Origin of the sequence: Pseudomonas sp. PLMAX, assembly GCF_046042685.1 — a bacterium.
In the GTDB taxonomy this organism is placed as follows: domain Bacteria; phylum Pseudomonadota; class Gammaproteobacteria; order Pseudomonadales; family Pseudomonadaceae; genus Aquipseudomonas; species Aquipseudomonas putida_AE.
Genome location: NZ_CP064949.1, coordinates 4,816,114 through 4,839,556, shown reverse-complemented (window position 1 = coordinate 4,839,556; position 23,443 = coordinate 4,816,114). Strand labels below are relative to the sequence as shown.

At 61.9% G+C, this 23,443-nt stretch carries 26 protein-coding genes and 3 pseudogenes; 5 read left to right on the top strand and 24 right to left on the bottom strand.

What is annotated here, in order from left to right:
* Positions 1-83: 83 nt before the first annotated feature.
* The gene (locus DKB71_RS21965) at positions 84-914 is read left to right on the top strand and encodes an oxidoreductase (RefSeq protein WP_323609260.1); all 831 of its coding nucleotides are present in this window, start codon (positions 84-86) and stop codon (positions 912-914) included.
* Positions 915-965: 51 nt separating this feature from the next.
* On the opposite strand, the gene DKB71_RS21960 is transcribed toward DKB71_RS21965, so the two are convergent.
* From DKB71_RS21960 to DKB71_RS21950, 3 genes are all read right to left on the bottom strand, one after another.
* Positions 966-1,433 carry a hypothetical protein gene (locus DKB71_RS21960; protein ID WP_406592397.1) on the bottom strand — a complete coding sequence of 156 codons (468 nt, stop codon included), beginning with the start codon at positions 1,431-1,433 and terminating at the stop codon, positions 966-968.
* 186 nt (positions 1,434-1,619) lie between these two features.
* A complete protein-coding gene (locus DKB71_RS21955; RefSeq protein ID WP_323627695.1) occupies positions 1,620-2,021 on the bottom strand; it encodes a cupin domain-containing protein in 402 nt (133 codons plus the stop codon).
* 33 nt (positions 2,022-2,054) lie between these two features.
* Positions 2,055-2,804, bottom strand: a complete 750-nt coding sequence (locus DKB71_RS21950; RefSeq protein ID WP_408597395.1) for an SDR family oxidoreductase — start codon at positions 2,802-2,804, stop codon at positions 2,055-2,057.
* A gap of 172 nt (positions 2,805-2,976) precedes the next feature.
* On the opposite strand from DKB71_RS21950, the gene DKB71_RS21945 reads away from it, so the two are divergent.
* The gene (locus tag DKB71_RS21945; RefSeq protein WP_408597393.1) at positions 2,977-3,360 is read left to right on the top strand and encodes a c-type cytochrome; all 384 of its coding nucleotides are present in this window, start codon (positions 2,977-2,979) and stop codon (positions 3,358-3,360) included.
* Positions 3,361-3,476: 116 nt separating this feature from the next.
* Here DKB71_RS21945 and DKB71_RS21940 read toward each other — a convergent pair whose 3' ends face one another.
* The 14 genes and pseudogenes from DKB71_RS21940 to DKB71_RS21875 all read right to left on the bottom strand — a co-directional run bounded on the left by DKB71_RS21940 (position 3,477) and on the right by DKB71_RS21875 (position 15,735).
* Positions 3,477-4,361 (bottom strand): ChaN family lipoprotein, encoded by an 885-nt coding sequence (locus DKB71_RS21940; protein WP_408597391.1) that lies wholly within the window; start codon positions 4,359-4,361, stop codon positions 3,477-3,479.
* Positions 4,362-4,391: 30 nt separating this feature from the next.
* A complete protein-coding gene (locus DKB71_RS21935; protein WP_408597389.1) occupies positions 4,392-5,159 on the bottom strand; it encodes a heme ABC transporter ATP-binding protein in 768 nt (255 codons plus the stop codon).
* The gene (locus tag DKB71_RS21930) at positions 5,159-6,142 is read right to left on the bottom strand and encodes a FecCD family ABC transporter permease (RefSeq protein WP_408601145.1); all 984 of its coding nucleotides are present in this window, start codon (positions 6,140-6,142) and stop codon (positions 5,159-5,161) included. Before DKB71_RS21930 ends, DKB71_RS21935 begins: the two co-directional genes overlap by 1 nt.
* 50 nt (positions 6,143-6,192) lie before the next feature.
* Positions 6,193-7,077, bottom strand: coding sequence for a hemin ABC transporter substrate-binding protein (locus tag DKB71_RS21925; protein WP_408597387.1), 885 nt, complete (start codon positions 7,075-7,077; stop codon positions 6,193-6,195).
* 377 nt (positions 7,078-7,454) lie between these two features.
* Positions 7,455-7,556, bottom strand: coding sequence for a hypothetical protein (locus tag DKB71_RS21920; protein WP_408601144.1), 102 nt, complete (start codon positions 7,554-7,556; stop codon positions 7,455-7,457).
* 4 nt (positions 7,557-7,560) lie between these two features.
* A pseudogene (locus DKB71_RS21915) lies at positions 7,561-7,791 on the bottom strand (catalase); the annotation flags it as partial.
* Between the two features lie 107 nt (positions 7,792-7,898).
* Entirely contained in the window at positions 7,899-8,279 is a 381-nt protein-coding gene (locus DKB71_RS21910) for a response regulator (protein ID WP_323627703.1), read from the bottom strand.
* Between the two features lie 154 nt (positions 8,280-8,433).
* Positions 8,434-8,964, bottom strand: coding sequence for a hypothetical protein (locus DKB71_RS21905; protein ID WP_408597385.1), 531 nt, complete (start codon positions 8,962-8,964; stop codon positions 8,434-8,436).
* A gap of 155 nt (positions 8,965-9,119) precedes the next feature.
* Positions 9,120-9,782 (bottom strand): annotated as a pseudogene (locus DKB71_RS21900) (AraC family transcriptional regulator); the annotation flags it as partial.
* Between the two features lie 61 nt (positions 9,783-9,843).
* Positions 9,844-11,298, bottom strand: coding sequence for a sensor histidine kinase (locus DKB71_RS21895; RefSeq protein ID WP_408597383.1), 1,455 nt, complete (start codon positions 11,296-11,298; stop codon positions 9,844-9,846).
* Between the two features lie 250 nt (positions 11,299-11,548).
* Positions 11,549-12,751, bottom strand: a complete 1,203-nt coding sequence (locus DKB71_RS21890) for an NAD(P)/FAD-dependent oxidoreductase (protein WP_408597381.1) — start codon at positions 12,749-12,751, stop codon at positions 11,549-11,551.
* 230 nt (positions 12,752-12,981) lie between these two features.
* Positions 12,982-13,356: a response regulator transcription factor gene (locus DKB71_RS21885; protein WP_408597379.1), complete on the bottom strand. Its 375-nt coding sequence runs from the start codon at positions 13,354-13,356 to the stop codon at positions 12,982-12,984.
* Between the two features lie 98 nt (positions 13,357-13,454).
* Entirely contained in the window at positions 13,455-14,108 is a 654-nt protein-coding gene (locus tag DKB71_RS21880) for a response regulator transcription factor (RefSeq protein ID WP_408597377.1), read from the bottom strand.
* Positions 14,109-14,211: 103 nt separating this feature from the next.
* A complete protein-coding gene (locus DKB71_RS21875; protein ID WP_408597375.1) occupies positions 14,212-15,735 on the bottom strand; it encodes a sensor histidine kinase in 1,524 nt (507 codons plus the stop codon).
* A 310-nt stretch (positions 15,736-16,045) separates the two neighbouring features.
* On the opposite strand from DKB71_RS21875, the gene DKB71_RS21870 reads away from it, so the two are divergent.
* On the top strand, positions 16,046-17,020 hold the full coding sequence (locus DKB71_RS21870; RefSeq protein ID WP_408597373.1) for a LysR family transcriptional regulator: 975 nt from the start codon (positions 16,046-16,048) through the stop codon (positions 17,018-17,020).
* Here the strand turns inward: DKB71_RS21870 and DKB71_RS21865 are convergent.
* The 5 genes and pseudogenes from DKB71_RS21865 to DKB71_RS21845 form a co-directional block, all read right to left on the bottom strand.
* Positions 16,996-17,424, bottom strand: coding sequence for a nuclear transport factor 2 family protein (locus DKB71_RS21865; protein WP_408597371.1), 429 nt, complete (start codon positions 17,422-17,424; stop codon positions 16,996-16,998). The genes DKB71_RS21870 and DKB71_RS21865 overlap by 25 nt on opposite strands.
* A gap of 54 nt (positions 17,425-17,478) precedes the next feature.
* Positions 17,479-17,599, bottom strand: a pseudogene (locus DKB71_RS21860) (helix-turn-helix transcriptional regulator); the annotation flags it as partial.
* Between the two features lie 163 nt (positions 17,600-17,762).
* A complete protein-coding gene (locus tag DKB71_RS21855) occupies positions 17,763-18,332 on the bottom strand; it encodes a chorismate mutase (RefSeq protein ID WP_408597369.1) in 570 nt (189 codons plus the stop codon).
* A 103-nt stretch (positions 18,333-18,435) separates the two neighbouring features.
* Entirely contained in the window at positions 18,436-18,720 is a 285-nt protein-coding gene (locus DKB71_RS21850) for a hypothetical protein (protein WP_274076610.1), read from the bottom strand.
* A gap of 153 nt (positions 18,721-18,873) precedes the next feature.
* Entirely contained in the window at positions 18,874-19,275 is a 402-nt protein-coding gene (locus DKB71_RS21845; protein WP_408597367.1) for a hypothetical protein, read from the bottom strand.
* A 235-nt stretch (positions 19,276-19,510) separates the two neighbouring features.
* Here DKB71_RS21845 and DKB71_RS21840 point away from each other — a divergent pair, with 235 nt between their 5' ends.
* Positions 19,511-21,184, top strand: a complete 1,674-nt coding sequence (locus tag DKB71_RS21840) for a hypothetical protein (protein WP_408597365.1) — start codon at positions 19,511-19,513, stop codon at positions 21,182-21,184.
* A gap of 181 nt (positions 21,185-21,365) precedes the next feature.
* Entirely contained in the window at positions 21,366-22,301 is a 936-nt protein-coding gene (locus DKB71_RS21835; protein WP_274076612.1) for a Ppx/GppA family phosphatase, read from the top strand.
* A gap of 36 nt (positions 22,302-22,337) precedes the next feature.
* Here the strand turns inward: DKB71_RS21835 and DKB71_RS21830 are convergent, their stop codons facing one another.
* Positions 22,338-23,030 (bottom strand): RES family NAD+ phosphorylase, encoded by a 693-nt coding sequence (locus DKB71_RS21830; protein ID WP_274076613.1) that lies wholly within the window; start codon positions 23,028-23,030, stop codon positions 22,338-22,340.
* Entirely contained in the window at positions 23,024-23,428 is a 405-nt protein-coding gene (locus DKB71_RS21825; protein WP_408597362.1) for an antitoxin Xre-like helix-turn-helix domain-containing protein, read from the bottom strand. Before DKB71_RS21825 ends, DKB71_RS21830 begins: the two co-directional genes overlap by 7 nt.
* Between the last annotated feature and the right edge of the window lie 15 nt (positions 23,429-23,443).

The window sequence follows — 23,443 nt, the reverse complement described above, 5'->3', positions numbered from 1 at the left end:
ATCAGTAATGCAGATTTAAAGTTGCGTCAACTCATCAAGAAGGCCCGGCAATAACGTTCGGGTCGCTGCCAGGAGGAGTTGAAATGCGTACTTGGTTCATTACTGGGGCTTCCCGTGGTTTTGGTACTCTCATCGCAGAACGTGCTCTGCGTGCCGGCGACGCGGTCATTGCCACCGCCCGTAAACCCGAAGAAATCATCGCCAGACTCGGCGATCATCCAAACCTGCTGGCCGTACGTCTGGACGTGACCCGCGAAGCAGAAGCGCATCAGGCCGTGGCAGAAGGCATCAAGCGTTTCGGCCGAATCGACGTGCTGATCAACAATGCCGGATTCGGTGTGCTGGGCGCGGTGGAGGAAACCAGTGCGAGCGAGACCGAGCGCCTGTTCGCCACCAACGTCTTCGGCGTACTCAACGTGACCCGCGCGGTGCTGCCGCACATGCGTCGCCAACGCGGCGGGCATGTCATCAACATTTCCTCCATCGGCGGCTACCAGGCCTACATGGGCTGGGGCGTCTACGGTTCCACCAAGTTCGCGGTGGAAGGCATCAGCGAGGCGCTGCACCAGGAACTGGCGCCGCTGGGCATCCACGCCACGGTGGTGGAACCGGGCTTCTTCCGCACCGACTTCCTCGACGAGCAGTCGTTGGTGAAGACCGCGCTGGAACTGTCGGACTACGACGACACCGTGGGCGCCATGCGCAAGCATGCCGAGGCCGCCAACCACGCCCAGCCGGGTGATCCGGTGAAATTCGCCGAGGCCATGCTCGCTCTGGTCAATGCGCCGAAACCGCCGCAACGGCTGGCGCTGGGCAGCGATACCATCGCGCGCATAGAGGCGAAAAACCGCTTTGTCGCCCAGGAACTGGCCGAGTGGAACGAGCTGGCGCTGTCCACCGATTTCAAGGACTGACTCAGGTGAAACCCTGTAGGAGCCAGCAAGCCGGCTCCTACAGGTTTTTGATCAGCGGCATTCCATACAGAAATAGGGCATGACGTCGGAGCTGGCATCGTAGCCATTGCTGCCATCTGCGTAATGGTTCTGCCGTAACCGGTCAGAGCCGCCTTCTGCAACCCGAGTACCGCGCATCGAGTTGTAACCGCCCGCGGCAACGCTGTTTTGCTTCAGCCGGTCGGAACCGTCCGATGCCAGTTGCCGCTCTCTCAAACGATCGGCACCACCCTCGGCCAGTTGCCGTTCCTTCAGACGATCAGCGCCACCTTCAGCGACCTGATCCTGCTTGAGGCGCTCCGCCCCGTCGGCGGCCAGTTGTCTTTCCTTGATGCGGTCGGTGGCGCCTTCGGCGACGTTATGGGCAGCGGTGCCGCCGCCGGCCGTTCCGGCACCGGCTTCAGCAGCGTGTATCGCCGAAACACTGAAACCGAAGGCTGAGAAAAGAGCAATGCCTAGTGCGAAGGCGGGGGTGTTCATCATGTTCACCTAATGGGTTCGGGGATTATTCAAGCCACAACCTGACAGGCGTGAAGGCAGTCGCTTCAGCCCTGGCATTCGAAGCGGCTATCTTGATTTGCCTGAATAATCCCGTCACTCACACCTGGGTTCTCTCGATGAACACCTTGGTCTTGGCGCCTTATACGCAAGTATGACCAGCGACCGTCAATCGACCGGGAGGACGGGCGGCTTGCCCTGATCCTTCAACAGAAAGACGACGAATTTCGCCGGCTTGTCCTTGCTCGCATTACGGCCCACGGTGTGGATGTCATTGGGGCCTTCGTGGAAGCTTTGCCCGGGCATCAGCGTGACTTCCTTGCCACCCTTGACCCCCATGACGATCGAGCCTTCGAGCACATAGATGAAACCGTGGGCGTCGTGCCGATGAACCGGGTCGGCACCGCCCGGCGGGTATTCGACGGTGAGCATCAGCACTTCCTTGCCGGGGTAATCGGCAAGCGCGGTGACGGATACCTCCTTGACGTCCGGGGGCGGTGCGTCGGCGGCCAGGACCTGGGGCGGCAGGGTGGACAGTGCAAGCAGGGCGAGGAGAACGTGGGTTCGCATGGGACGCTCCTGATGAAGTGGGCGGGCTGACTGTCAGGCGCCGGCGCTCTTGAGCCATTGATCGAAGTGGGTCTTGCCGACGATGGGATTGGCGCCCGGGGTCAGTGACTGGTCGTTGATGATCGCGCCGAAGTAGCCGGCGTTGTCGTCGGTAATCACTTCCCGCTGATCCTTGTTGTGTTGCAGCCAGGTCTTGGCGAACGAGACCAGCGGCTGCTTGTCTGGACCTGCCACTTCCGAGGTCTTGTTGGTGGGCGCCGCCACGGCAATCGTGGCCAGTGCCGCGGCGACGTCGGCCGAGGCGATCGGTTGCAGGGCGGCGGAAGTCAGGCGGATGCTGTCGCCTTGTGCACCGGATTGAGCAATGGCGCCGATGAACTCGAAAAACTGCGTGGCACGCAGGATCGAATAGGGCACGCCGGCTTTCTTGATCAATTCCTCCTGGGCCATCTTGGCGCGGAAGTAACCGCTTTCGAGCATCCGCTCGGTGCCCACCACCGAGAGTGCGACGTGGTGCTTGACCCCGGCGGCCTTCTCGGCAGCGGCGAGGTTGCGCGCGGATTTTTCGAAGAAATCGAGCACGGCGGCATCTTCGAACGAGGGCGAGTTGGCAACGTCGACCACCACGTCGGCGCCTTGCAGGGCAGCCTGCAAGCCTTCCCCGGTCACCGCGTTGACCCCCGATTTCGGCGAGGCGGGCAGGACATCATGCCCATCCTCGCGCAGCCGTTCGCAGAGCTGGGTGCCGATCAACCCGGTTCCGCCGATCACGACAATTTTCATGATGTTTGCCTCCGTCTGTTGGGTGTGCGTGAGCTTGGTGGAGATGGACTGACCTTCAAGTCTAGGCGGGGATAACAACGCGATGCATTGGCGGGATGGACGGCAGGCATTTATTTCGCAGGAAGCCGGATCATGATCAAATGGCGGCCATTTTTGCGTGGGTACTGGCTTGATGAACAAAACAGCGATGATGACCCTTGCCCTGAGCCTGGGTCTGTTCGGCATGCAGGCGCACGCACAAGGGGACGCAGAAGCGGGCGGGAAACTGTTCAAGCGGGTGTGCGGCGGCTGCCACCAGGTCGGCGAGGGCGCACGGGCGTTTTTTGGTCCGCAGCTCAACGGTATTGTCGGACGCACCGCCGGGAGCACCACGGACTATCAATACTCCGATGCCATGAAATCCTCCGGCATCGTCTGGACCCGGGATAAACTCGCCGCGTACATCGAGGATCCGAAGGCGGTGGTGTCGGGTACGCGGATGATTTTCTGGGGGATCAGCGATCGGGAAAAAATCGATGATCTGCTGGCCTACTTACAGACCTTCCAGACACCCTGATCCTGGCGGATGTACCTCGATCCCGTAGGAGCTGCCGCAGGCTGCGATCTTTTGATTTGCTTTCAAGGGCAAGATCAAAAGATCGCAGCCTTCGGCAGCTCCTACAGGGGGGGGTGTTATCGACGAAATTGCGCGCAGTGGTCCTGCTCCGGTTGCGCTGCGGTGTACCACACGTAATCCGCGCTATCGGCGCTGACCGTCTTGCCCACCTCGGCCAGCACCAGCACCGCGTTACCTTCACCCGCGCCGAGGTCTTTCAGGTGCAACGGCACGCCCAGGTCCTTGCGCACATGAAACGCCCCGGCCAGCAACAGGGCCGGTGTCGGTGCCGCCAACAGGCGCTCGGCCATGCGTCGGTCACGCTGCTGTTGCACGGCGAGCATCGCCGGCATCTGCGCTTCGGGCAGCATGCCGCAATGGGATTCGCGGATGTCGTCCAGTAATGTCGCTTGCACCTGTCGGGTGGTGGACGCTTCGCCACTGAGCGTCGGCCGCTGTTTATAAATCTGCATGATCTGCGCCCGGTCCAGGTTGGCCGACAGCAGCGGGTAGGGTTGGCGCAGGGCGTAGGTCACCAGTGCGCCGTATACGCTCCAGTCCCAATTGGCTTGCCAGGACAGCGCCTGGTACGGGTCGGCCGGCGCTTGACCGGCACGGCTGGCGGACTGTGCCGCATCGACTTTCGCCTGTTGGTCGGGGTTGAGCATTTCCATCAACAGGCTACCTTGCGGGCGTTGCGCCGCCAGTTGGCGCAGCAGCCACAGTTGCAAGGCATGGTGGTCGGGATTGTCGTGTTGTTCACCGACCAGCACCCGCGGCGCAGCGGCCAGGCGCTCCACCAGCTCTTGCGGGGCGAGGGTGCGCCCGCTGGCGAGTTCGAGGATCACCCCGAGATCGGCGTGATCTCGCCCTTGCGAGGCGATCGCCGGCGGTGGCGGTGTGACGTCATGGGATTGGCAGGCAGCCAGCAGGCTGACCAGGCATAACAGCAGGATGCGCATCGGATCTCCTTGTTGGACGGTAGACGTCTATCAGCGCGCAATAATCAACGGGTGACCGCGCTCCGGGTGCCGCTGAATCAGTACTTGCAACCCGTACACCGTCTGCAGTGCTTCGGCGTTAAGTACTTCATCCGGTGGACCGTAGGCGTGCGCACGTCCCTCATGCAACAGCAGCAACTGATCGCAGTAACGTGCCGCCAGATTCAGGTCGTGCAGAATCACCAGCACCGCCGCACCGCGCCCGGCGAAGTCGCGCACCGCTTGCAGAATAGTGTGCTGGTGCAAGGGGTCGAGCATCGAGGTCGGCTCGTCGAGCAGCAGGGTCTGCCCCTCGGCACCCGGCCACAATTGCGCGAGCACCCGCGCCAGGTGCACGCGTTGGCGTTCGCCACCGGACAAGGCCAGATAACTGCGCCCCGCCAGGTGCAAGGCGTCGGCGGCACTCAGGGCTTGGGCGACGATTTCGGCATCGCGCACACGCCCGCTGGCATGGGGCAAACGACCCATGCCCACCACTTCATTGACCGAGAAGGCGAAGTTCAGGCTCGAACTTTGCGGCAATACCGCCAGGCGCCTGGCCCGTTCCTGCCCCGGCCAGTCCGCGAGCTTGCGCTGGTCGAGGCTGACTGTCCCTTCACTGATCGGCAGCTCATCGCACAAGGCGGCGAGCAGGGTGCTTTTACCGGCGCCGTTGGGCCCCAGCACGCCAAGGACTTCACCCGGACGCAACTCGATATCGATGTCCGCCAGCACAGTGCGACTACCGCGCCGCACCAGCAAATTGTTGGCCCGCAGCATCAGGAACGCCCCCGTACCAGCAGATAAAGGAAGAAGGGTGCACCGATGAGTGCGGTGACGATGCCGATCGGCAACTCGGCCGGTGCCAGCAACAGGCGGGCGACCAGATCGGCCAGCAACAGCAGGCTGGCACCGGCGAGCAACGACGCCGGCAACAACACCCGATGATCCGGGCCAACCAGCAGGCGCATCAGGTGCGGCACCACCAGACCGATAAAGCCGATCAGGCCCGCCGCCGCCACTGCGGCCCCGACGCCCAGCGCCGTGCACAGCACCAGCTCAAGCTTGATCCGCTCGACATTGAAACCCAGGTGACGAGCTTCCGATTCTCCCAGCAGCATCGCATTGAGCGCCGCCGCGCGCCGCGGCAACCACAACGCCACACCCACCGCCACAATCAGCAACGGCCACAGGCGCGGGTAGCTGGCGCCATTGAGGCTGCCCAGGTTCCAGAAGGTCAGGGTGCGCAACGTGGCGTCATCGGCCAGGTAGGTGAACAGACCGACGCCGGCTCCGGCCATGGCCGTCATCGCCACGCCGGCCAGGAGCATGGTGGCGACGTTGGTCTGGCCATCGCTGCGGCCGAAGCGATACACCACCGCCGTGACGATCAGGCCACCGACGAAGGCGCTCACCGACAACAGGTAGGGTTCGACGGCAGGCGGCACACCGCCCATCAGGCTGCCGCCGACAATGGCGACAGCCGCACCCAGCGCCGCGCCGCCGGACACGCCGACCAGCCCCGGATCCGCCAACGGGTTGCGGAACAACCCCTGCATCGCCACGCCCGACAGCGCCAGTACCGAACCCACCGCGATGCCGAGCAGACTGCGCGGCAGGCGGATCTGGCCGAGGATCAGCTCCGCCTGTTGCGTGTCACCACCGTCAACCGGCATCCCGAGCAAGCGCAGCCCGGCCAGCAGAGTATCGCCCAGCGGCAGGCTGACCGGCCCGAGGGCCAGGGACAGCCAGAACACCAGCACCAACAACAGACCCAAAGTAATCAGCATCGACCGCGGCCGAACGATGGCCGTCATCGGTTGCGCTCGGCAGTCTGCACCTGTGCCGACGGATAGAATGCTTTCGACAGTGTGTTCAACGCGTCCGGCACACGCGGCCCCAGGCCACCGACCAGCAGCGTGGGGTCGATCACCAGCACCCGGCCTTCGCGACCGGCCGAGGTTTGCGCCAGGACCGGATTCTGCTCCAGCAGCGCTGCCCCCGCGGCATCGCCTTCAAGCTTGGCGCCGGCGAAAATGATCACCTGAGGGTCCAGGGCCAGCATGGCTTCGTTGGAGACCGGCTTGTAGCCGTTGTGCTCGGTTAGGTTTTTCCCACCGGCCTGATCGATCATCCAGGCGGCCAGGGTGTCCTTGCCCGCGGCCTGGAGATTGGCGCCGGCATGGCTGAGCAGCAGCAACACCCGAGGGGCGCGATTGTGCTGTTGCACTTGCTTGACCCACGCCGCCTGCTGCTCCAGACGCTGCTGATAGCCGGCCATCAACGCCTGTGCTTCAGCCGGTTTGCCGAGCAGTTGTCCGAGTTCGGTCAGGTTGTGTTGCAACGAGGGGACGTCGGCCTTGGCCGAGAGCAGCTCAATGCGCACGCCGGCGGCCTTGAGTTGCGCCAGTACGGGTGGCGGGCCCATTTCGGCGCTGCCAACCAGGATGTCCGGCTTCAACGCCAGAATGCCTTCGGCCGCCAGCGCCCGCTGGTAACCGACGCTCGGCAGGCTGTGCAAGGAGCGCGGGTGCTGGCTGGTGCTGTCGACACCCACCAGCTTGCCCTCGCCACCCAGGGCGACCACCCATTCGCTGAACGCGCCACCGGCGCTGACCCAGCGTTGGGGCAGGGCGTCGGCCATGGCCATTTGGCTCACGAGCACGCTGGCGCAGGCCAGCAGTGATTTGATACGCATCAGGACGCTTCCTTAGTCGTTCAGGACGGTGGCGGTTTCGGCCAGGGCACGCCGAACAACGGAATGACCCGTTCACCGTCGGCATCGAAACCTTCGAAGCGGGTGATGATGCCATCGACGCTCGGCTTGCGCATCCGTGATCCCGATGCCACCTGTGGGAGCAGGCTCATTCCCACAGGTCATTTTGTTCACCAGCCGATGCTCGCCAGTGCTTCAAGCCTCCCAGTTTCGTGCCGCACTGAGGATTTGAATCCACTGATCATCCTGTGGGAGCGAGCCTGCTCGCGAAGAACCTGAGCACGCCTCGGGGTGTCAGGTTTCCAGCGTTATCGTTAGCGACCATCGCGAGCAAGCTTGCTCCTACAGGGTGTGTGTGTTTACCGGTCGAGTTCTGCCAACGCCCTGGACACCCCGGCCCCATAGAACGGATCTGCCTTGGAGCAGTTCGCAATATGCCGTTGTTGAACCTCCTGGGACACACCACTGAGCGAACGTGTAGCGCGTCACATCGTGGGTGACGGTAAAAGTGCCGTAGGCGCCGGAGCCTTTGGCATGCATGCGCCGCTCAGGAATCACCTCGCGATCGAAGTGGGCGAGTTTTTCCAGCAGCCAGACATCCTGCAACAACGCGGGGCCACGGGGGCCGGCAGTCTGGATGTTGAAGTTGTCGACGACCGGTGCGCCGTTGATCGAAGTCAGTTTATTCCTGGGCATGGCACGGTTCTCCAAGTTGGGATTTTAGTTGAGTGGCAAGAGTGAACGGCTTAACTAACCGAAAGCTGAAAAAGAAAACGTTATTTGTTATGGCGGCGTCTTGCAGTTCACTCGGGAACCCGGCGCTTCAAGGCCCGTTCAATACACGCCAGCAGCGCATGGGTGCAGAACGGCTTGGGGAAATAGCCTTCGGGTTTATGCACGCTGGCACTGAATTGCGGCGGCAGGCCGGGCTTTCCTGTAATGAACAGCGTAGGGATGTGGATGTTTCTGCGCGCCAGCGTTTCGTACATTTCCACCCCGCACATGCCGGGCATCTGAATATCCGAAATCAGGCAGTCTGTCTGCGCAGGTCCGCTGGATTCAAGAAAGGCACAGGCACTGTTGTAGGTGATTACCCTGTAACCGTAAGAACGCAACAAACTGTCCAGTGAGACAAGAATAAGTTCGTCATCATCAACAACCGAAATAATAGCTGAGTTGAACATGTAGAAACCTTGCGTTGTTGCGGGTGGCGCTAAGTGGCGCCCGCCATACTTGCAAGATACGCGCTGCAGAAAAGTGCAATAGTATACTTGGGTATGTTGGGTTGTTATTTCGCGTTAGTTGCGATGGGTTATCAATATCATTGAGCGGTTTGCCTCACCCTGGTTGTTCATGGGGCAGGTTGTCCCCGATCACCGACAGAAAACGCGTGTTGTGCCGTGCGCATGCTTCGAAAAAGCGTTTGCTGGCGTTGTCCTTGTTGGCGATGGCGCGTTCAAGGCAATCGCGCAGCAAGGCATCTACGGCCCGCAGTCGCTGCTTGCCCTGGCAAATACCAGTCAGGCAGTCGGCAAAACACTGCGGCTCGCGGGTGTCGTTCAGGCTGTAGAGCGCCGCGGTTTCGATGTGGCCGCCCAGGTCGGTGATGGCGCTGGCGAGGAAATCGGCATAGTCGGCATTGGCGCGCACCAGGCGGCGGAACAGCTGTTGCACTGGCAGGAAGCTGACATTGCGCAGTTGCTGCTGGCCCCGCTTGAGTTGCGCGAGCATGCCCAGGGTGGTGCCCAGCGTCTGCGTCAATGCATCGATGACCTCCACGCGCTCGGCGGTGGACAGGGAGGTATGCGCACCATAACGACTGATGCGCAGCGGATGACTGACGATGTACAGCTTTTGCAATGCGTTCATGGCAATCGTCCCCAGGTCAGCGCATCGGCGCGATGAGTTGATTCATTCGAGGTGACCAGCCTAAATCGACGGGTGCGCGATAACACTCCTACCTCAAGACAGCGTGTTAGCACATCGGGTCAGGCCCGTCATACCTGGGTATGAGCGGTGGGGTACTGCGAGCGCAACAGCGGGCTCCATTGTTCCTGGTTGTCCGGGCGTCGGTAGTACACCACCATGCGCCGGGCGACCTGCATCGCCACATCACGACCGTGATCGGCCTCGACCAGTGCCAGGGCCAGATCGATCCCGGCGCTGACACCGGCAGAGGTCCATATCGTCCCTTGCTGGACGAAAATCGCTTCGCGGTCGAGCTCGACCTGCGGGAACAGGCGCTCGAACAGGTCGGCCATCACCCAATGAGTCGCCACACGCAAGCCATCGAGCAAGCCGGCCCGGGCCAGAAAAAACGAGCCGCTGCACACCGACGTGGTACGCCTGGCCGAGCTGGAAGCGGCGCGCAACCAGTCCACCAGCGGGGCGCTCTCGATCATGGCCTGGCGGATGTGCGGGGAGCCTGGAACGATCAGCGTATCCATCGGGCTACCGGCCAACTCACTCAGGCGCCGGGTCTGCACCTCAAGGCCTTCGCCCGTGCGAATGGACCCACCGTCCAGACTGGCCGTGTGCAAGGCATAACCTTGCAAACCGCGTTCGGCCAGGCTGCGGGTCGCCGCCCAGAACACGGTCTGGGCACCGGTCAGGTCCAGCAAGCCCATTTGCGGATAGGCCACGAAGATGATGCTGCGAGGTTGTGCCGTTCCAAGGTTGTCGCTCATTTCATTGATGGGCACTGCTTGTCTCCAGGTCGCCGAATCGTGGCGTCAGAGGTGGATGAGGTTATTCATCGTGTACGGGGGGTGTCAGCGCAATCGCAAACAGCATCTGCGTGCCGACCCCTTCGGTGCTGCTGACCCAGATTCGGCCGCCATGAAATTCAATGATCGAGCGGCAGATCGAGAGGCCCATTCCCAGGCCGGTGGGTTTGGTCGTAAAGAACGGATCGAACAACGAGGGCAGAACGTCTTCGGCAATGCCGGTGCCGGAGTCGGCGATTTCGAGCACGGCCTCGTTGTCCTGTACCGAGGTGTGAATCCGTAGCGTTCGCGCGCGGTCATGCACGTTGGCCATGGCCTGGCAGGCATTGATGATCAGGTTGATGATGACTTGCTGCAGCTGGATCCGGTCGCCTTTTATGTGCGCGCCGGGTGCGCCCAGTTGCAGGTGTGGGCGAACCTGATGGTTGCCGATGTCATGTTGCATGAGCGTCAGTGAGTCGCGGACGATTTCGTCGAATGCTTCGGCCTTGCGTTGCACCTCGCTCTGGCGCGACAGCGCCCTGATACAGGCGATCACATCGGCAACCCTGGACGAGTTTTGTATGATCCGGTCCAGCGAACGGCGGGCTTCTTCGAGGTTCGGCTCAGGGCGATTGATCCAGCGTTTGCACGATTCCCCGCTGGTGATCACCGCCGCCAGGGGTTGATTGATTTCATGGGCAATGGAGGCGGCCAGTTCACCCATGGAGGTCACCCGGGTGACATGCGCGAGTTTGGCCTGGGAGTGAAACAGTGCTTCTTCGGCTTGCCTGGATGCGGTCACGTCCATCAATGCGCCGACGTACTCAATGCGTCCACCGTGGTTGAACAGCGGGTTGGCGAGCATCTGCACGTGCTTGATCCGCCCATCGGGCATGACCAGTCGATGTTCCACTTCGATCAGGTTTTCCCGGCGTGCGGCCTGCTCCAGGACGCTGTCGATAATCGACAGGTCATCGGGATGAGTGCGCGCCCGAACCATGCCAAGCGTCGGCGTAACGTCCAGCGGGTATTCGAAAATGCGTGAAGACTCGTCCGACCACGACACGATCACCTGGTCATCGATGATCAAGCCGACACTGCCGGTATGGCTGAGTTTTTGCGCACCCAGGAAGAACGCTTCCTTGCGGCGCAACGTGTCGGTGGCGCGCTTGCTGCGCAGCGCCAGCAGGGTGATGGTGGTCAGCGCGATCAGGCAGCGCACGAAGCCGGCGATGAGCCGGTGATCACGATAGCCTTCATCGATAATGAAACTGGCGGTCAGGATGGCCACGCAACTGAAGGCGACGGCGAGGAAGACCGGCACGGAAAAGATGTTCGCCGACATGAACACCAGCGTGATGTACAGCAGCGTCGGTGCGACATCCAGGTCGAGCAACGCGTTGGTAATGAAGATCATGCTGCCGACCGCAATGGCGGCCAGCCAGGCGACCGGGTCTGAAAAAAAAAGTCTCTTGCAACGTTTGATGATAGACATTTGTTCTTCCGGATTTTTGCTATCGAACGGCAACTCGCAAGGCATCGCTGATGCCGGGCAAACTCTTTGAGGGGTTGGTGCTTGATCGGACTGAAGAAAAAACGCCCGCCAGAAAAACCAGTGGCGGGCGCTTGGGAAAGGCCCCGGTCCAGCAAGGAGTGGGCTGGTCGGGATACAGGCGAAACTTCATATCACCCGGGCGGTGCCAGGGGAGTGACGGCCGTGGTTGCCACGGCCGCATCGATCGTCTTCAGGCCACTGGAATCAACGGGTCGGCTGCCGCCAGCGCCGCGACGCGATCAGCCGCAGGCGGATAGATCCACATCGTGTTGATCTGTGTCTTGAGCTCCTTGGCTTCCTGCTTGACCAGTTTTACCTGGCGATCCCAGCCCTCGGTGAATACCGCGCCCCAGGCACCCAGGTCCAGGCAGGTGACGTACTTGGGTTGGCTGTAGGCCATTGGCTCGACCCCCAGGAGTTCGGCGGCGACGTTGTTGCCGGCATAACGCCCCAGGGCGATGGCGTGCTGGCAGGACATGGCCGCGAAGTTGCCCAGGTCATCGGTGGCGGCATAGGCCACGTCGCCGCTGGCGTACACATCGGCGTGACCGCGCACCTTGAGGTGCTGATCGACATGCAGGCGGCCCTGATGATCGCGGGTGCCTTGTACTTGCTCGGTCAGCGAGTTGGCGCGAAACCCCACGGTCCAGATCACCGTGTTGGACTCGATGCGCTGGCCATCGGCGAGGGTGACGCCATTGGCATCGACGGCGGCAACGGTGGCGTTGAGCACCCATTGGATGCCCAGGTGCTCCGAGGCTTCGACGATCGAGGGGCGAATGCCATCGCCCAGGGCGGCGGCGACTTGCGGGGCACGGTCAACCACGATTACGCGGATGTCGGCGTTTTCACCGAGTACGGCACGCAGGCGCGCCGGCATTTCGGTGGCGGTTTCGATCCCGGTGAAACCACCGCCGGCCACCACCACGGTATTGCGGGCGGCACTGACCGGCTTGTCCTTCAGCGACTTGATGTGAGCTTCCAGACGCGTGGCGGACTCGATTTCATCGACATCGAAGGCGTGCTCGAGCATGCCGTCGACCGGCGGGCGCATCAGCTTGCTGCCGGCGGCCAGTACCAGGCGGTCGTAGCTCAGCGTGCCCTGGATGCCCGCGGCGTTGGTGTAGCTCACCTGTTTGCTGTGCTCGTCGATGATCTCGGCCGCACCCTTGACGAATTTCACCCCCACAGCGTCGAACAGTTCGTTCAGCGGTGCCTTCATGGTGTGCACGTTCGGCTCGTAGAAGCGCGGGCGGATGCGCAGCTCGGCCTGGGGAGCCAACACGGTGATCTCGACGTCGTTTCGATCATGCTTGTCCAGCAGACGGGCAGCGCTCAACGCGCTCCAGACCCCACCGAACCCTGCACCAATAATCAAGATTTGCTGTTTCATTGTTTAGCTCCTGAAGAACAATCGAGGTCATGAAAAAGTTGTTGCCGCATAACCGCTGTGGCTGATCGTCTGCGATGTCGTTAAACAATGCGAAACAGTCGGCATCGGCTGGATCTGGAACAGATGTTATTCGAGGGGTTTGAAACTGGCACTGCTACATAGGGTCAGCGCGAGTATGACTAGGTATTAACCGGCTATACCAAAGTGTTAGTTGCTTGAATAAACAGATTTCAGTGGCTTCGATCGAGCACCGTTTCGATGCAGGCGAGCAACTTTTCGCTGGAGAAGGGTTTGGGAAAAAAGGCGATGGGTTTCATGGCGTGGCTGCCCGGCTGGCGCTGTGCACAGGGGTTGCCGGTAATGAAGATCACCGGGATATGCATGCCCCTGGTTGCCAGTTCCTCATACATGCTGATCCCGTCCATTTCCGGCATTTGTATATCGGAAATCAGGCAGGTGGTAATAAGCGGACCCTCTGAAATGAGAAACTCATGGGCCCTCGAATAAGTTCGCACGGTATATCCACTGGATCGCAATAAACTGTCCAGGGCCATTCGAACCGATTCATCGTTATCGACTACGGCAATCATTGCCTCTTTGTGCATAGCGGTGTCCTGCCTGGTAGCGCAGAGCACTTAGAGGCACCGCGCCATTATTGCAAGATACGCCGTCCTGAAAGGGTGCACAGTATACGTGGGTATAGTCAGCGGTTAGCGGGCTGGCACGAGATCGCCTCGGCCATGCGCACCAGATCGGCAAAGGAACGCGCGCCCATCTTGCGCATGGCCTGGCCGCGGTGGATCTTCACGGTGATTTCGCTCAGGCCGATTTCCCCGGCTATCTGCTTGTTCATCAAGCCCGAGGCCGCCAGCGCCATCACCGTCTGTTCCCGGGCGGTCAACGTCTGGTGGCGCGCAAGCAGTTGTTCGGCATGTCGCGAGGACTCGCGACGCTGTTTGTCGCGGCCATGGGCGGCGCACACCGCATCGATCAGGTCCTGTTCGCGAAAGGGCTTGGTGAGGAAATCCACCGCGCCGGCTTTCATTGCCCGTACCGTCATGGCGATGTCACCGTACCCGGTGATGAACACGATGGGTACGTTGATGCCGGCGGCGGCCAGTTCGTTCTGTAAGTCCAGGCCACTGCTGCCTTGCAACCGCACATCCAGCACCAGGCAACTGACCGTGTCCGGGCGCGGGTACTTCATGAAGTCGGCGACCGAGCCGAACAACTCGACCCGCAGGCCGATGGAGCGCAGCAGGCTGCCGAGGGATTCGCGCAGCGGCGCATCGTCGTCGACGATGAACACCAGGGACTCGTTGTGGTTGATCTTGTTGAGCGGGTGTTGTTCGTTCATGGCGGGTTCCCAAGGGTTGGACGTGCAGCCGCCCGGCGCTGTGCTCCTGGCGCGGGGCGCAACTTTAAATGCAGGTCGGGCTGGCGGCACTCATACCTGTGTATCAAATGGCCGCGGCGTACCCCGCATCGTTGGCGACCCGTATCGGCAGGGCAAACAGAAACGAACTGCCCTGGCCTGGTGTGCTGGTGGCCCAGATCCGGCCCTCGTGGAAATCGATGATCGAGCGGCAGATGGCAAGCCCCATGCCCAGGCCGTTTTCCCGGGTGGTGAAGAACGGCGTGAACAGTTGCGGCAGGACCTCGGCGGCAATGCCCGGCCCCTGGTCGGCCACTTCCAGCACGGCCTCGTTGTCCTTGACCCAGGTGCGAATCGACAAGGCCCGTTGCGCGCTGTTGATCGCGTCCATGGCCTGGCAGGCGTTGAGGATTAGGTTGATGATGACTTGCTGCAGTTGCACGCGATCGGCACTGACCTGGCCGCCGAACGCACTCAGCTCGATGTTCGGATTGATCTTGTGATGCGCCAGTTCATGGCGAACCAGGCTCAAGGTCTCGCTGACAATGTCGTTGAGCGATTCGTTCTGGCGCAGCGGCTCGCTCTTGCGCGACAGGGCCCGAACGCGGCGGGTGATCTCACTGGCTCGATGGGCGCTGGCGATGATCCGCTGCAGTGCCTGGCGAGCTTCGAGCAGATCGGGCTGCGGGCGGCTCAGCCAGTTGCGGCAGGCTTCGCCGCTGCTGGTGATCGCCGCCAGCGGTTGATTGACTTCATGGGCGATGGACGCGGCCAGTTCACCCAGGGAGGTCACGCGGGTGACATGGGCCAACTGGGTCTGGGCGCGGCACAGCGCTTCTTCGGCCTGTTTGCTGGCGGTCACGTCCATCAGCGCGCCCAGGTATTCAAAGCATCCGTGTCGGGTGAAGAGCGGGGTGGCGAACAGGTGCAAATGCTTGATGCGCCCGTCGGGCATCAGCAGGCGGTGCCTGACCTCGATCAGGGTCGCATGGCGCGCCGCCTTTTCGAAACCGGCCAGCACCAGGGGCAGGTCATCGGGGTGGGTGCGCTCCAGGTACAAGGACGCAGAGGAGGGCATGCCCGCCGGGTATTCGAGCATGCGCGCCACCTGCTCCGACCAGCCCATGCGTGCGAGGTCTGCGCGAAAGCCGAAGCAACCGGTCTGGGTCAGGCGCTGGGCACCGGTCATGTAGACTTCCTTGTGGCGCAGGCTGTCGCAGACCCGCTTGCTGCGCAGCGCCAGAAAGATGATCGCCGCCAGCACCGTCAGGCTGCGCAGCAAATCCATGGTCGACTCCCAGCGGTGAAAGCCACCCTGATACAGGCACATCGACGTCAGCACCAGCATGCAGAACAGCGCGACCACGATCACCGCGCTGATCGACAACAGGTTGATCGCCATCAGCAGCAACGCGATGTACAGCGTGGTCGTGGCGAAGTCGGTCCGGGTTTCGCAATTGAGCAGGATTCCGCAGGCCACGATCAGGCCCATCAACCACACCAGGGCGTTTTCCACCGGCTTGAGGCTGAAACCGGACGAGAGGCGAGAGATCCTTTGACCTGAGTTGAACAGCATTTTGCTGCAGGTTCCTTTTTGGTTGTCGATCATGCGCGCCTCGTTTTTTTGTTCGGGCTGGGGCGGAGAATCGGTTCAGTAATCCTAGAAGCACGGGGTCGCCTCCCGTTAGGACAAAAAACCCGAAAAAGCTGCCATGGCATCGAATCGCCGACTGCTCGAATGAGCGCGTAAGTCATTAATCAAATTAAGGTTTTTCAGTGGGGGCTATACCGAAGTATCAAGTCGGTTATCTAACGCATGATCGCGCTGTCCCCAGGTACGACAGACGTTTTTCATCCGCTGCCATACCCTGTTCATACCCTTCCCGAACTCAATGGCCGCGTGCCGGGTAGTGAACCTCATGAACAGAAATGACCTGCGTCGTGCCGACATCAACCTGCTGGTGGTTTTCGAGACGATGATGCATGAGCGAAATGTCAGCCGCGTCGGCGAAAAGCTGTTCCTCGGGCAACCCACCATCAGCGGTGCCCTGGGCCGCTTGCGGGCACTGTTCGATGACCCGCTGTTCATTCGTTGCGGGCGGATGATGGAACCGACCGCACGGGCCGAGGAAATTTTCGCCAACCTGGCGCCGGCGCTGGACGGCATCGCCGCTGCATTGAGCCGTTGCCAGTCGTTTGACCCACGTACCAGCGAGACGACGTTTCATGTCGGCCTGTCGGACGATGTCGAATACGCGCTGCTGCCGCGGCTGCTGCGACAACTGCGAATCGAGGCGCCGAACATCGCCTTGATCGTGCGCCGTGTCGATCAACAGCAGATGGCGCAAAGGTTGGGCAATGGCGACATCTGCGTGGGCATCAGTCACACCCTCGACCTGCCGGCCAATGCCCGGCGCAAAGGCTTGCGGCCGATTCGCCCGATGCTGCTGCGGTCTGACACCCGGCCCGGGCCGTTGGGGCTGGACGCGTTTTGCCGGCGCCCTCATGTGCTGGTGTCGTCGATGGGCAATGCGTCGGATGACACCGACCATGCCCTGAGCCTGCTGGGCCGGCAGCGCAAAGTGGTGCTGACCGTGCCGCAGTGCAGTGCGTTGCCGGGATTGCTGGCGCAAACCGACATGCTGGCCATCGTGCCGGATTACGTGGCCAAGGCGATGGCCTCGGTGGCAGGCATGCGAGTCGAACCGGTACCGCTGCAATTGCCCGTGCCGGAACTTTCCATGGTCTGGCGCGCAGCGGTGCACAATGACCCCGGCCAGCGCTGGTTACGCTCGCGCTGCTGTGCGTTTCTCGGTGAGCCGGTCGAGTTGCAGGTGGTATCCAAGGTTCGACCGGCGCTGCACGATGATCAGGCTTTGCTGGCGGCCAGGTAGGCGCCCAGGCGCCGGCCCATTTCCTCGCCCAGCGCCTGCAGGCCACTGAGGGGGCGGACCATCACTTCGAAATCGACGATTTTTCCCTGTTCGTCGAAGCGGATCATATCGATGCCCTTGAGCTGTTTCTCGCCGACCCTGGCGCTGAATTCGAGGACCACATTCAAGCCGTCGGCGCTCGCCAGTTCGCGGTGGTAGGTGAAGTCTTCGAATACGTTGAACACCGTGTTGAGAATCATCGAAACCACTGGCGCGCCTGGATACGGCGTATGTGCCATCGGCGAGCGAAACACCGCGTCCGGGTCCAGCAGCGCAGGCAAGGCCTGCAAATCTCCGGTGCGGATCATCGCGTGCCACAGGCTCAAGGATTCTGCGGCTTTGGGGTGCAGTTGCAGCTCAGACATAGTCAACTCCTGTTTTTTGTTGTTGTGTGAAGCTTGCCTGGCGGGTGTGGTGAATCAGCCAGTGAATTCATCGTCGAAAATGCTTTCGATGGGCAATACAAACGTCCCGGCAATCTGAAATGCCAGTGGCAGACTATGGATCATAGCGGCCATTTTCGATGGCGTTGATGGTCTGTCACGAAACTCTGTAGGAGCGAGCTTGCTCGCGAAAAACCTGAGAGCACCGCGGGGTGTCAGGCTCCCGTGTCATCGTTGACCTCCATCGTCGGAACGCCGCCCGGAGCCGGCTCGCTCTCACAGTAGATCGAGTATGGCTGCGAGAAATGAGTTGGTTTCGATCATAGATCGGTGACGCACAATTCTCCGGTGGCGCGGATCAGCGCCTGGCCGTGCAGGGCATCCTTGATCAAGCCGGCGCGCTGCTCAGCCAGCCACTGCGGGCAATCCGGGTCGACGCGATAGGGCACGAAATCGGCGTATTGCTGCAACAGGCGGGCTTGCAACTCATCCTGCTTTGCCCGCAGTTGGGTGAGGTCCGGGCGTGGCATGTCGGGCGCCTTGTGCGCCGCTTGCCATTGCGCGATCAGGCCGTACTGCACCAGTTTGTTGGCTTCGATCTGGGCGGCAATCAAGTCGGCGGCTTCGTCCGGGTCCACGTTGCTACCGGTTGCCTGCTTCCTGGCGTTATTGATCAGCAGGGTTTCCCGGGCGGTATCCTGGATCGGTTTGCCCGTGTCCCACTTGGTCAGCGCCACCAGATCGGAAACGTTCAGGCGCTCGTTGATGGTGTTCAGCAGTGGCTGCAGCGTTTCGGGTGCCGGGGAGGGCGCAGCGGCGTTGGCGACGCTGGCGAGTAAGCCGAACAGCGAGCAAGTCAGCGCTTGCGGCAAGCGTGGGCAGTGGAACATAAGCAACCTCTTGGTGACGGGATGCGCATCAAGTCTTATGTATCACAGCTGAGACAGATGAACGATAGTTGAACGAACACTTTCGCGATGCCTCGGCCCGAATTCAGTCGCCGGCCAACAGCCGCTCGATCTGCGCCAGCTCCCAGGTGCTGAGCAAACTCACCGGGTCGGTACCGAAACGCGGCCCGCCGTCGAACGCTCGGCCGTCCGGGCTCTGGCAATGCAGGCAGTGGTGCAGGCGGCTGTCGTCGACATCGAGGCTCAAACGCCAGCCCTCGATGTCCACCTGTACCGGACCGGGTCGTTCGTCAAGGCGCTTGAGCGGGCGCAGGCCCAGGGCGGCATCGCGCAATTGCTGGTAAACCTCTCGGGCTGTCAGGGGTGGCACAGGTGTCTCCGGCGGCACGGGTAGAATCGGGCCCACAGGATAGACGATCACGAACCAGGGGAAGAACCCTGCAACGCCGTGGCTTGATTGCACCGACGAAAAAGCCCGGCTGATCAGGCCGGGCTTTTTCGTCGGTGCGGTGAAGCGATGGGGTCAGGCGACAGTGTTGCCTTGCAGGCGGTCGGAGCCGTCGGCGGCGACAGTGTTGCCTTGCAGGCGGTCCGAACCATCGGCAGCAACGGTGTTGCCTTGCAGGCGGTCCGAACCATCGGCAGCGACGGTGTTGCCTTGCAGGCGGTCCGAACCATCGGCAGCAACAGTGTTGCCTTGCAAGCGGTCGGAGCCATCGGCGGCAACAGTGTTGCCTGGCAGACGATCCGAACCATCGGCAGCGACGCGATTTTCGATCAGGCGGTCAGAACCACCCTCAGCCACACGGCTTTCAATCAGTCGATCTGAGCCACCCTCAGCGACAACAGGCGCAGCAGAGGTAGCGGCAAAAGCGTTAACTGCAAAAACCGAGAAAGCGATGCTGAGGAGGGTTTGGCGTTTCATGATCGTGTACTCCGGGGTGTTGTTGGTTGGTATGAGCCAATGTTACGCCGCAGGATTTTTAAGAGAACTTCATTGACGTGATGGTGAACATCGACGGTATTGATGTAGCAAGCGCCACACCTGTGGCGAGCGTGATGACAGGGCGTAGCCTGTCGTCAGTTGCGGCGCCGGGCCAGGTGCGCAGGGGTATGCTGGTTTTTCGCAGGTTCCGCACTCTGATCGAGAGGATAAACCGATGCACGACTATTACGATCTGGGCACCTACAGCCGCCCCGTGACGACCAGTTCACCCCAGGCCCAGCTGTGGTTCGACCGCGGCCTGATGTGGTGCTACGGCTACAACCACGACGAAGCCATCCGCTGTTTCCAGAAGGCCCTGGAACACGACCGCAACTGCGCGATGGCCTACTGGGGCATCGCCTATGCCTCGGGGCCCAACTACAACAAGCGCTGGGACGCCTTCATCGAACAAGAGCTCAAGGAGGCCGTGGCCCAGGCGCGCCTGGCGACGCAAATCGCCCTGGTGCACCTCGACGGCGCGACGCCGGTGGAAGAGGCCCTGATCCGCGCGCTGCAGCAACGCTACCAGGCCGAACAGGCGAGCAGCGTTGATGAACTCTTCACCTGGAACGATGCCTATGCGGCGTCCATGCGCGATGTCTACCACGGCTTTCCCGACGATCCCGACGTGGTGGCGCTGTTCGCCGAAGCGCTGATCGACCGCACGCCCTGGCAGTTGTGGGACCTGAAAACCGGCGAGCCAGTAGCCGGTGCCGACACCCTCGAAACGGTGGCCGTGCTCGAACGGGCCCTGCACCACATGGAGCAACACGGCGACGCACCGCACCCTGGCGTGCTGCACATGTACGTCCACACCCTGGAAATGTCGCCGTACCCGGAACGGGCCTTGCGCGCCGGTGATGTCCTGCGTGACCTGGTGCCGGATGCCGGACACCTGCGCCATATGCCGTCGCACATCGACGTGCTCTGCGGCGATTACCGCGGGGCCATGATCACCAATCACCGGGCCATCCAGGCCGACAGCCTGTATCTGGCCGAGGAGGGTCCGATCAATTTCTACACCCTGTACCGCAGCCACAACTATCACTTCAAACTCTACTCGGCGATGTTCCTCGGCCAGTACCAACCGTCCCTGGAAGCCGCCGAACAACTGGCCGATACCATCAAGGAAGACCTGCTGCGGGTGGAAAAACCGCCCATGGCCGACTGGCTGGAAAGCTTCGTGTCGATGAAGCTCCACGTGCAGATCCGCTTCGGCAGATGGCAAGACATCCTCGCCACGCCACTGCCCGCCGACCAGGCGCTGTACTGCGTGACCACGGCCATGCTGCACTACGCCAAAGGCGTGGCCCATGCGGCCTGCGGGCAGGTCGCCGAGGCCGAAACCGAGCATCACCTGTTCCTCGAGGCCTGGGCCCGTGTGCCGGACACACGCTACCTCTTCAACAACCGATGCAACGATATCCTGGCCGTGGCCGCGGGCATGCTGCGCGGCGAAATCGAGTACCGCAAAGGCAACTTCGACGAAGCCTTCGCGCATCTGCGTGAAGCGCAGTCGTTGGACGATCACCTGCCTTACGACGAGCCCTGGGGCTGGATGCAACCGGTGCGCCACGCCCTGGGCGCACTGCTGCTGGAGCAGGGCAGGGTGGAAGAAGCCCTGCAGGCCTACCGTGCCGACCTGGGCCTGGACAACACCCTCAGTCGCGCGTCCTGGCACCTGGACAATGTGTGGAGCCTGCACGGCTACGTGGAATGTTTGAAGCGACTGGGTCGCGATGCCGAAGCGGCCGCTGGGCAGGTTCGCCTCAACCTGGCCATGGCCCGGGCGGATGTGGAGATTTCGGCATCGTGTTTTTGCCGGATCGGCAAACGCTGTTGCCTGTAGTCGCTTGAATGTGCGCCCCAGCCAGCGCTCTTCCTGGAAATCGAAAACCCGTACTTGATCGACGGGCTACCCGAGCGTGCGCCCTGTCATCAGGGTGTCACTGAACCCATGGCAACATCCGCGCAACCGCCATGGGCGACAGACCCGTCACGGGCCGATGAATTTGCCAGGAACCCCCACCATGAAAGGCGACGCCTCGCTATTTGCGGCCATTGACCTGGGCTCCAACGCGTTTCGCATGATGATTGGCCAGCAAGTCCGGCGCAGCCAGCAGATCGTGATCCAGGAAGTGAAGACCCTGCGAGAACCCGTACGTCTGGCGGAAGGCTTGCAGGGCGGCGCGCTCGACGAGCTGGCGTTGGACCGTGGCTGGCAAGCCCTGGCGCGCTTCGGCAAGAAACTGCGCGGCTTCGAAGCCGGTCGCGTGCGGGCGGTGGCCACCAGTGCCGTGCGCGAAGCCGAGAACGCGCAACTGTTCCTCGCCAGCGCCGAGCGCCACCTGGGGTTTCGTATCGATGTCATCTCCGGGCATGAAGAGGCCCGGCTGGTGTACGCCGGGGTTGCGCATACGAATCCCGATCCGGAGCGCATGCGGCTGGTGGTGGACATCGGCGGCGGCTCCACCGAATTGATCCTGGGCAAGGGCGCACAACCTCTCGTCACCGAAAGCATCGCCATCGGCAGCGGCACCCTGGGGGCGCGCTACTTTGCCGGCGGTGTGATCACGGCCAAGGCGCTGCTCGAAGCCGAGCGGGTCGCCACCCTGCAGTTCGAAAAGGTCGCACGGCGTTATCGCGCGCTGGGTTGGCAGCAGGCCATTGGCTCTTCCGGCACCGCGCGGATGCTGGCCAAGGTGCTCAAGGCCAACGGGCTGAACGACGACGGCCAAAACGGTATCACCTACAGCGGCCTGCTGCGCTTGTCATTGCGGCTGTTGGAAGTCGGGCATGTCAGGCAACTCAAGCTGGCGGGCCTGCAAGCCCATCGCCTGAGCATCCTGCCCGGTGGCCTGGTGGCGATGCTGGCGGCGTTCAAGGTATTCGGTGTGTTGCACATGACGCCCTCCGAACCAGGGTTGAGACTGGGCGTGCTGCATGGGCTGATGTCCAGGCATTGAGATCGAGAGTCCAGACACAGGTCGTGGCTGCTGACCTCAGGCCTCGTTGATCTGGCTGACGCTGGTGATCTGGCCGTTCCAGACCATCTCGTAATGGGCGGTCTGGATAATCGAAGTGACAGGCCGGGGCGTCATCAGCGCCCAGCAGACACTGCCCGGCAGGCGCACCGAACGATAACGCAGGCCAGGGCAACCGGCCTTCCTGATCGCCCGGCCCAGCACGCGGGAGTGGCTGTAGTCGTCAGGTGCATACACCGGATCGTTGATCGGCAGGGCGGTGGCGTCTTTCATTCCCGTATCCATGAATGAACAGGTCAGGCCGCGGAACACAAACCGCTCATAGTTCAGGGCCGGCAGCTTCGACCAGTACAGGCTCTGGTGATGCCGCACCTCGGCCAGGGCCGTTTCCATGGAGTCGGCCAGGTACAACACGCCAAAACTGCCATCGCTGAACCGCGAGCCCGCCGGGTTGATGTGAGTGAAGGGGGCGGTGGCGTACGAGCAGCCGGCAATCCCGAACGGGATCTCGCCCCGCGGGATCAACTCAAGCTGACCGACTTCATTCTTCAGTCGTGGATTGGTCAGCGCCTGAATCTCGAACAGCACCTCGAATTCATCCGCGCTCGCCACGTCATCGAACAACGCAATCGGTGGAAACTTCGAATTGACCAGCCGATAAGCCTGCAACGCCTGCCCGGCAAAATCCGCCAGCGCGCTCAACTTCACCATAACGCGCCCCGCAGCATATCGATGCGCCGAAAGGTCTCGTACAGCGAAACCATGTCGCCCTGGGCCATGATCGCCAGCGGCGAACGCCCATTGAAAAACTCGTTGTCGTTGGCCATCGACACGAAGCCATACACATTGTCCGGGTTATCGAACACCAGGCGCAACGTGGCGTGGATGTTCAGCACAAAGCTGATGCGCTGCATCTGATCGGCATCCAGCGCCACCGCCCAATCAGGGTCATGCTGGCGTGCGCGGGTGTAGGTGCTGCGGGAAATGCGCAGGATCTGGCAGGCCTGCTCGCTGCTGGCGCGCCACTTTTCCAGAATGCCCACGGCGGCGCGCAGGCCGGTGACGCACTGGTTTTTGCTGAAAGAGCGGGGCTGGGCGGCGACGGCCATCTGCATTACCTTTCA

Coding starts and splice junctions, on each gene's coding strand:
- DKB71_RS21965 (WP_323609260.1), top strand. CDS start 84: ATGCGTACTTGGTTCATTACTGGGGCTTCCCGTGGTTTTGGTACTCTC.
- DKB71_RS21960 (WP_406592397.1), bottom strand. CDS start 1,433: ATGAACACCCCCGCCTTCGCACTAGGCATTGCTCTTTTCTCAGCCTTC.
- DKB71_RS21955 (WP_323627695.1), bottom strand. CDS start 2,021: ATGCGAACCCACGTTCTCCTCGCCCTGCTTGCACTGTCCACCCTGCCG.
- DKB71_RS21950 (WP_408597395.1), bottom strand. CDS start 2,804: ATGAAAATTGTCGTGATCGGCGGAACCGGGTTGATCGGCACCCAGCTC.
- DKB71_RS21945 (WP_408597393.1), top strand. CDS start 2,977: ATGAACAAAACAGCGATGATGACCCTTGCCCTGAGCCTGGGTCTGTTC.
- DKB71_RS21940 (WP_408597391.1), bottom strand. CDS start 4,361: ATGCGCATCCTGCTGTTATGCCTGGTCAGCCTGCTGGCTGCCTGCCAA.
- DKB71_RS21935 (WP_408597389.1), bottom strand. CDS start 5,159: ATGCTGCGGGCCAACAATTTGCTGGTGCGGCGCGGTAGTCGCACTGTG.
- DKB71_RS21925 (WP_408597387.1), bottom strand. CDS start 7,077: ATGCGTATCAAATCACTGCTGGCCTGCGCCAGCGTGCTCGTGAGCCAA.
- DKB71_RS21910 (WP_323627703.1), bottom strand. CDS start 8,279: ATGTTCAACTCAGCTATTATTTCGGTTGTTGATGATGACGAACTTATT.
- DKB71_RS21905 (WP_408597385.1), bottom strand. CDS start 8,964: ATGAACGCATTGCAAAAGCTGTACATCGTCAGTCATCCGCTGCGCATC.
- DKB71_RS21895 (WP_408597383.1), bottom strand. CDS start 11,298: ATGTCTATCATCAAACGTTGCAAGAGACTTTTTTTTTCAGACCCGGTC.
- DKB71_RS21890 (WP_408597381.1), bottom strand. CDS start 12,751: ATGAAACAGCAAATCTTGATTATTGGTGCAGGGTTCGGTGGGGTCTGG.
- DKB71_RS21885 (WP_408597379.1), bottom strand. CDS start 13,356: ATGCACAAAGAGGCAATGATTGCCGTAGTCGATAACGATGAATCGGTT.
- DKB71_RS21880 (WP_408597377.1), bottom strand. CDS start 14,108: ATGAACGAACAACACCCGCTCAACAAGATCAACCACAACGAGTCCCTG.
- DKB71_RS21875 (WP_408597375.1), bottom strand. CDS start 15,735: ATGATCGACAACCAAAAAGGAACCTGCAGCAAAATGCTGTTCAACTCA.
- DKB71_RS21870 (WP_408597373.1), top strand. CDS start 16,046: ATGAACAGAAATGACCTGCGTCGTGCCGACATCAACCTGCTGGTGGTT.
- DKB71_RS21865 (WP_408597371.1), bottom strand. CDS start 17,424: ATGTCTGAGCTGCAACTGCACCCCAAAGCCGCAGAATCCTTGAGCCTG.
- DKB71_RS21855 (WP_408597369.1), bottom strand. CDS start 18,332: ATGTTCCACTGCCCACGCTTGCCGCAAGCGCTGACTTGCTCGCTGTTC.
- DKB71_RS21845 (WP_408597367.1), bottom strand. CDS start 19,275: ATGAAACGCCAAACCCTCCTCAGCATCGCTTTCTCGGTTTTTGCAGTT.
- DKB71_RS21840 (WP_408597365.1), top strand. CDS start 19,511: ATGCACGACTATTACGATCTGGGCACCTACAGCCGCCCCGTGACGACC.
- DKB71_RS21835 (WP_274076612.1), top strand. CDS start 21,366: ATGAAAGGCGACGCCTCGCTATTTGCGGCCATTGACCTGGGCTCCAAC.
- DKB71_RS21830 (WP_274076613.1), bottom strand. CDS start 23,030: ATGGTGAAGTTGAGCGCGCTGGCGGATTTTGCCGGGCAGGCGTTGCAG.
- DKB71_RS21825 (WP_408597362.1), bottom strand. CDS start 23,428: ATGGCCGTCGCCGCCCAGCCCCGCTCTTTCAGCAAAAACCAGTGCGTC.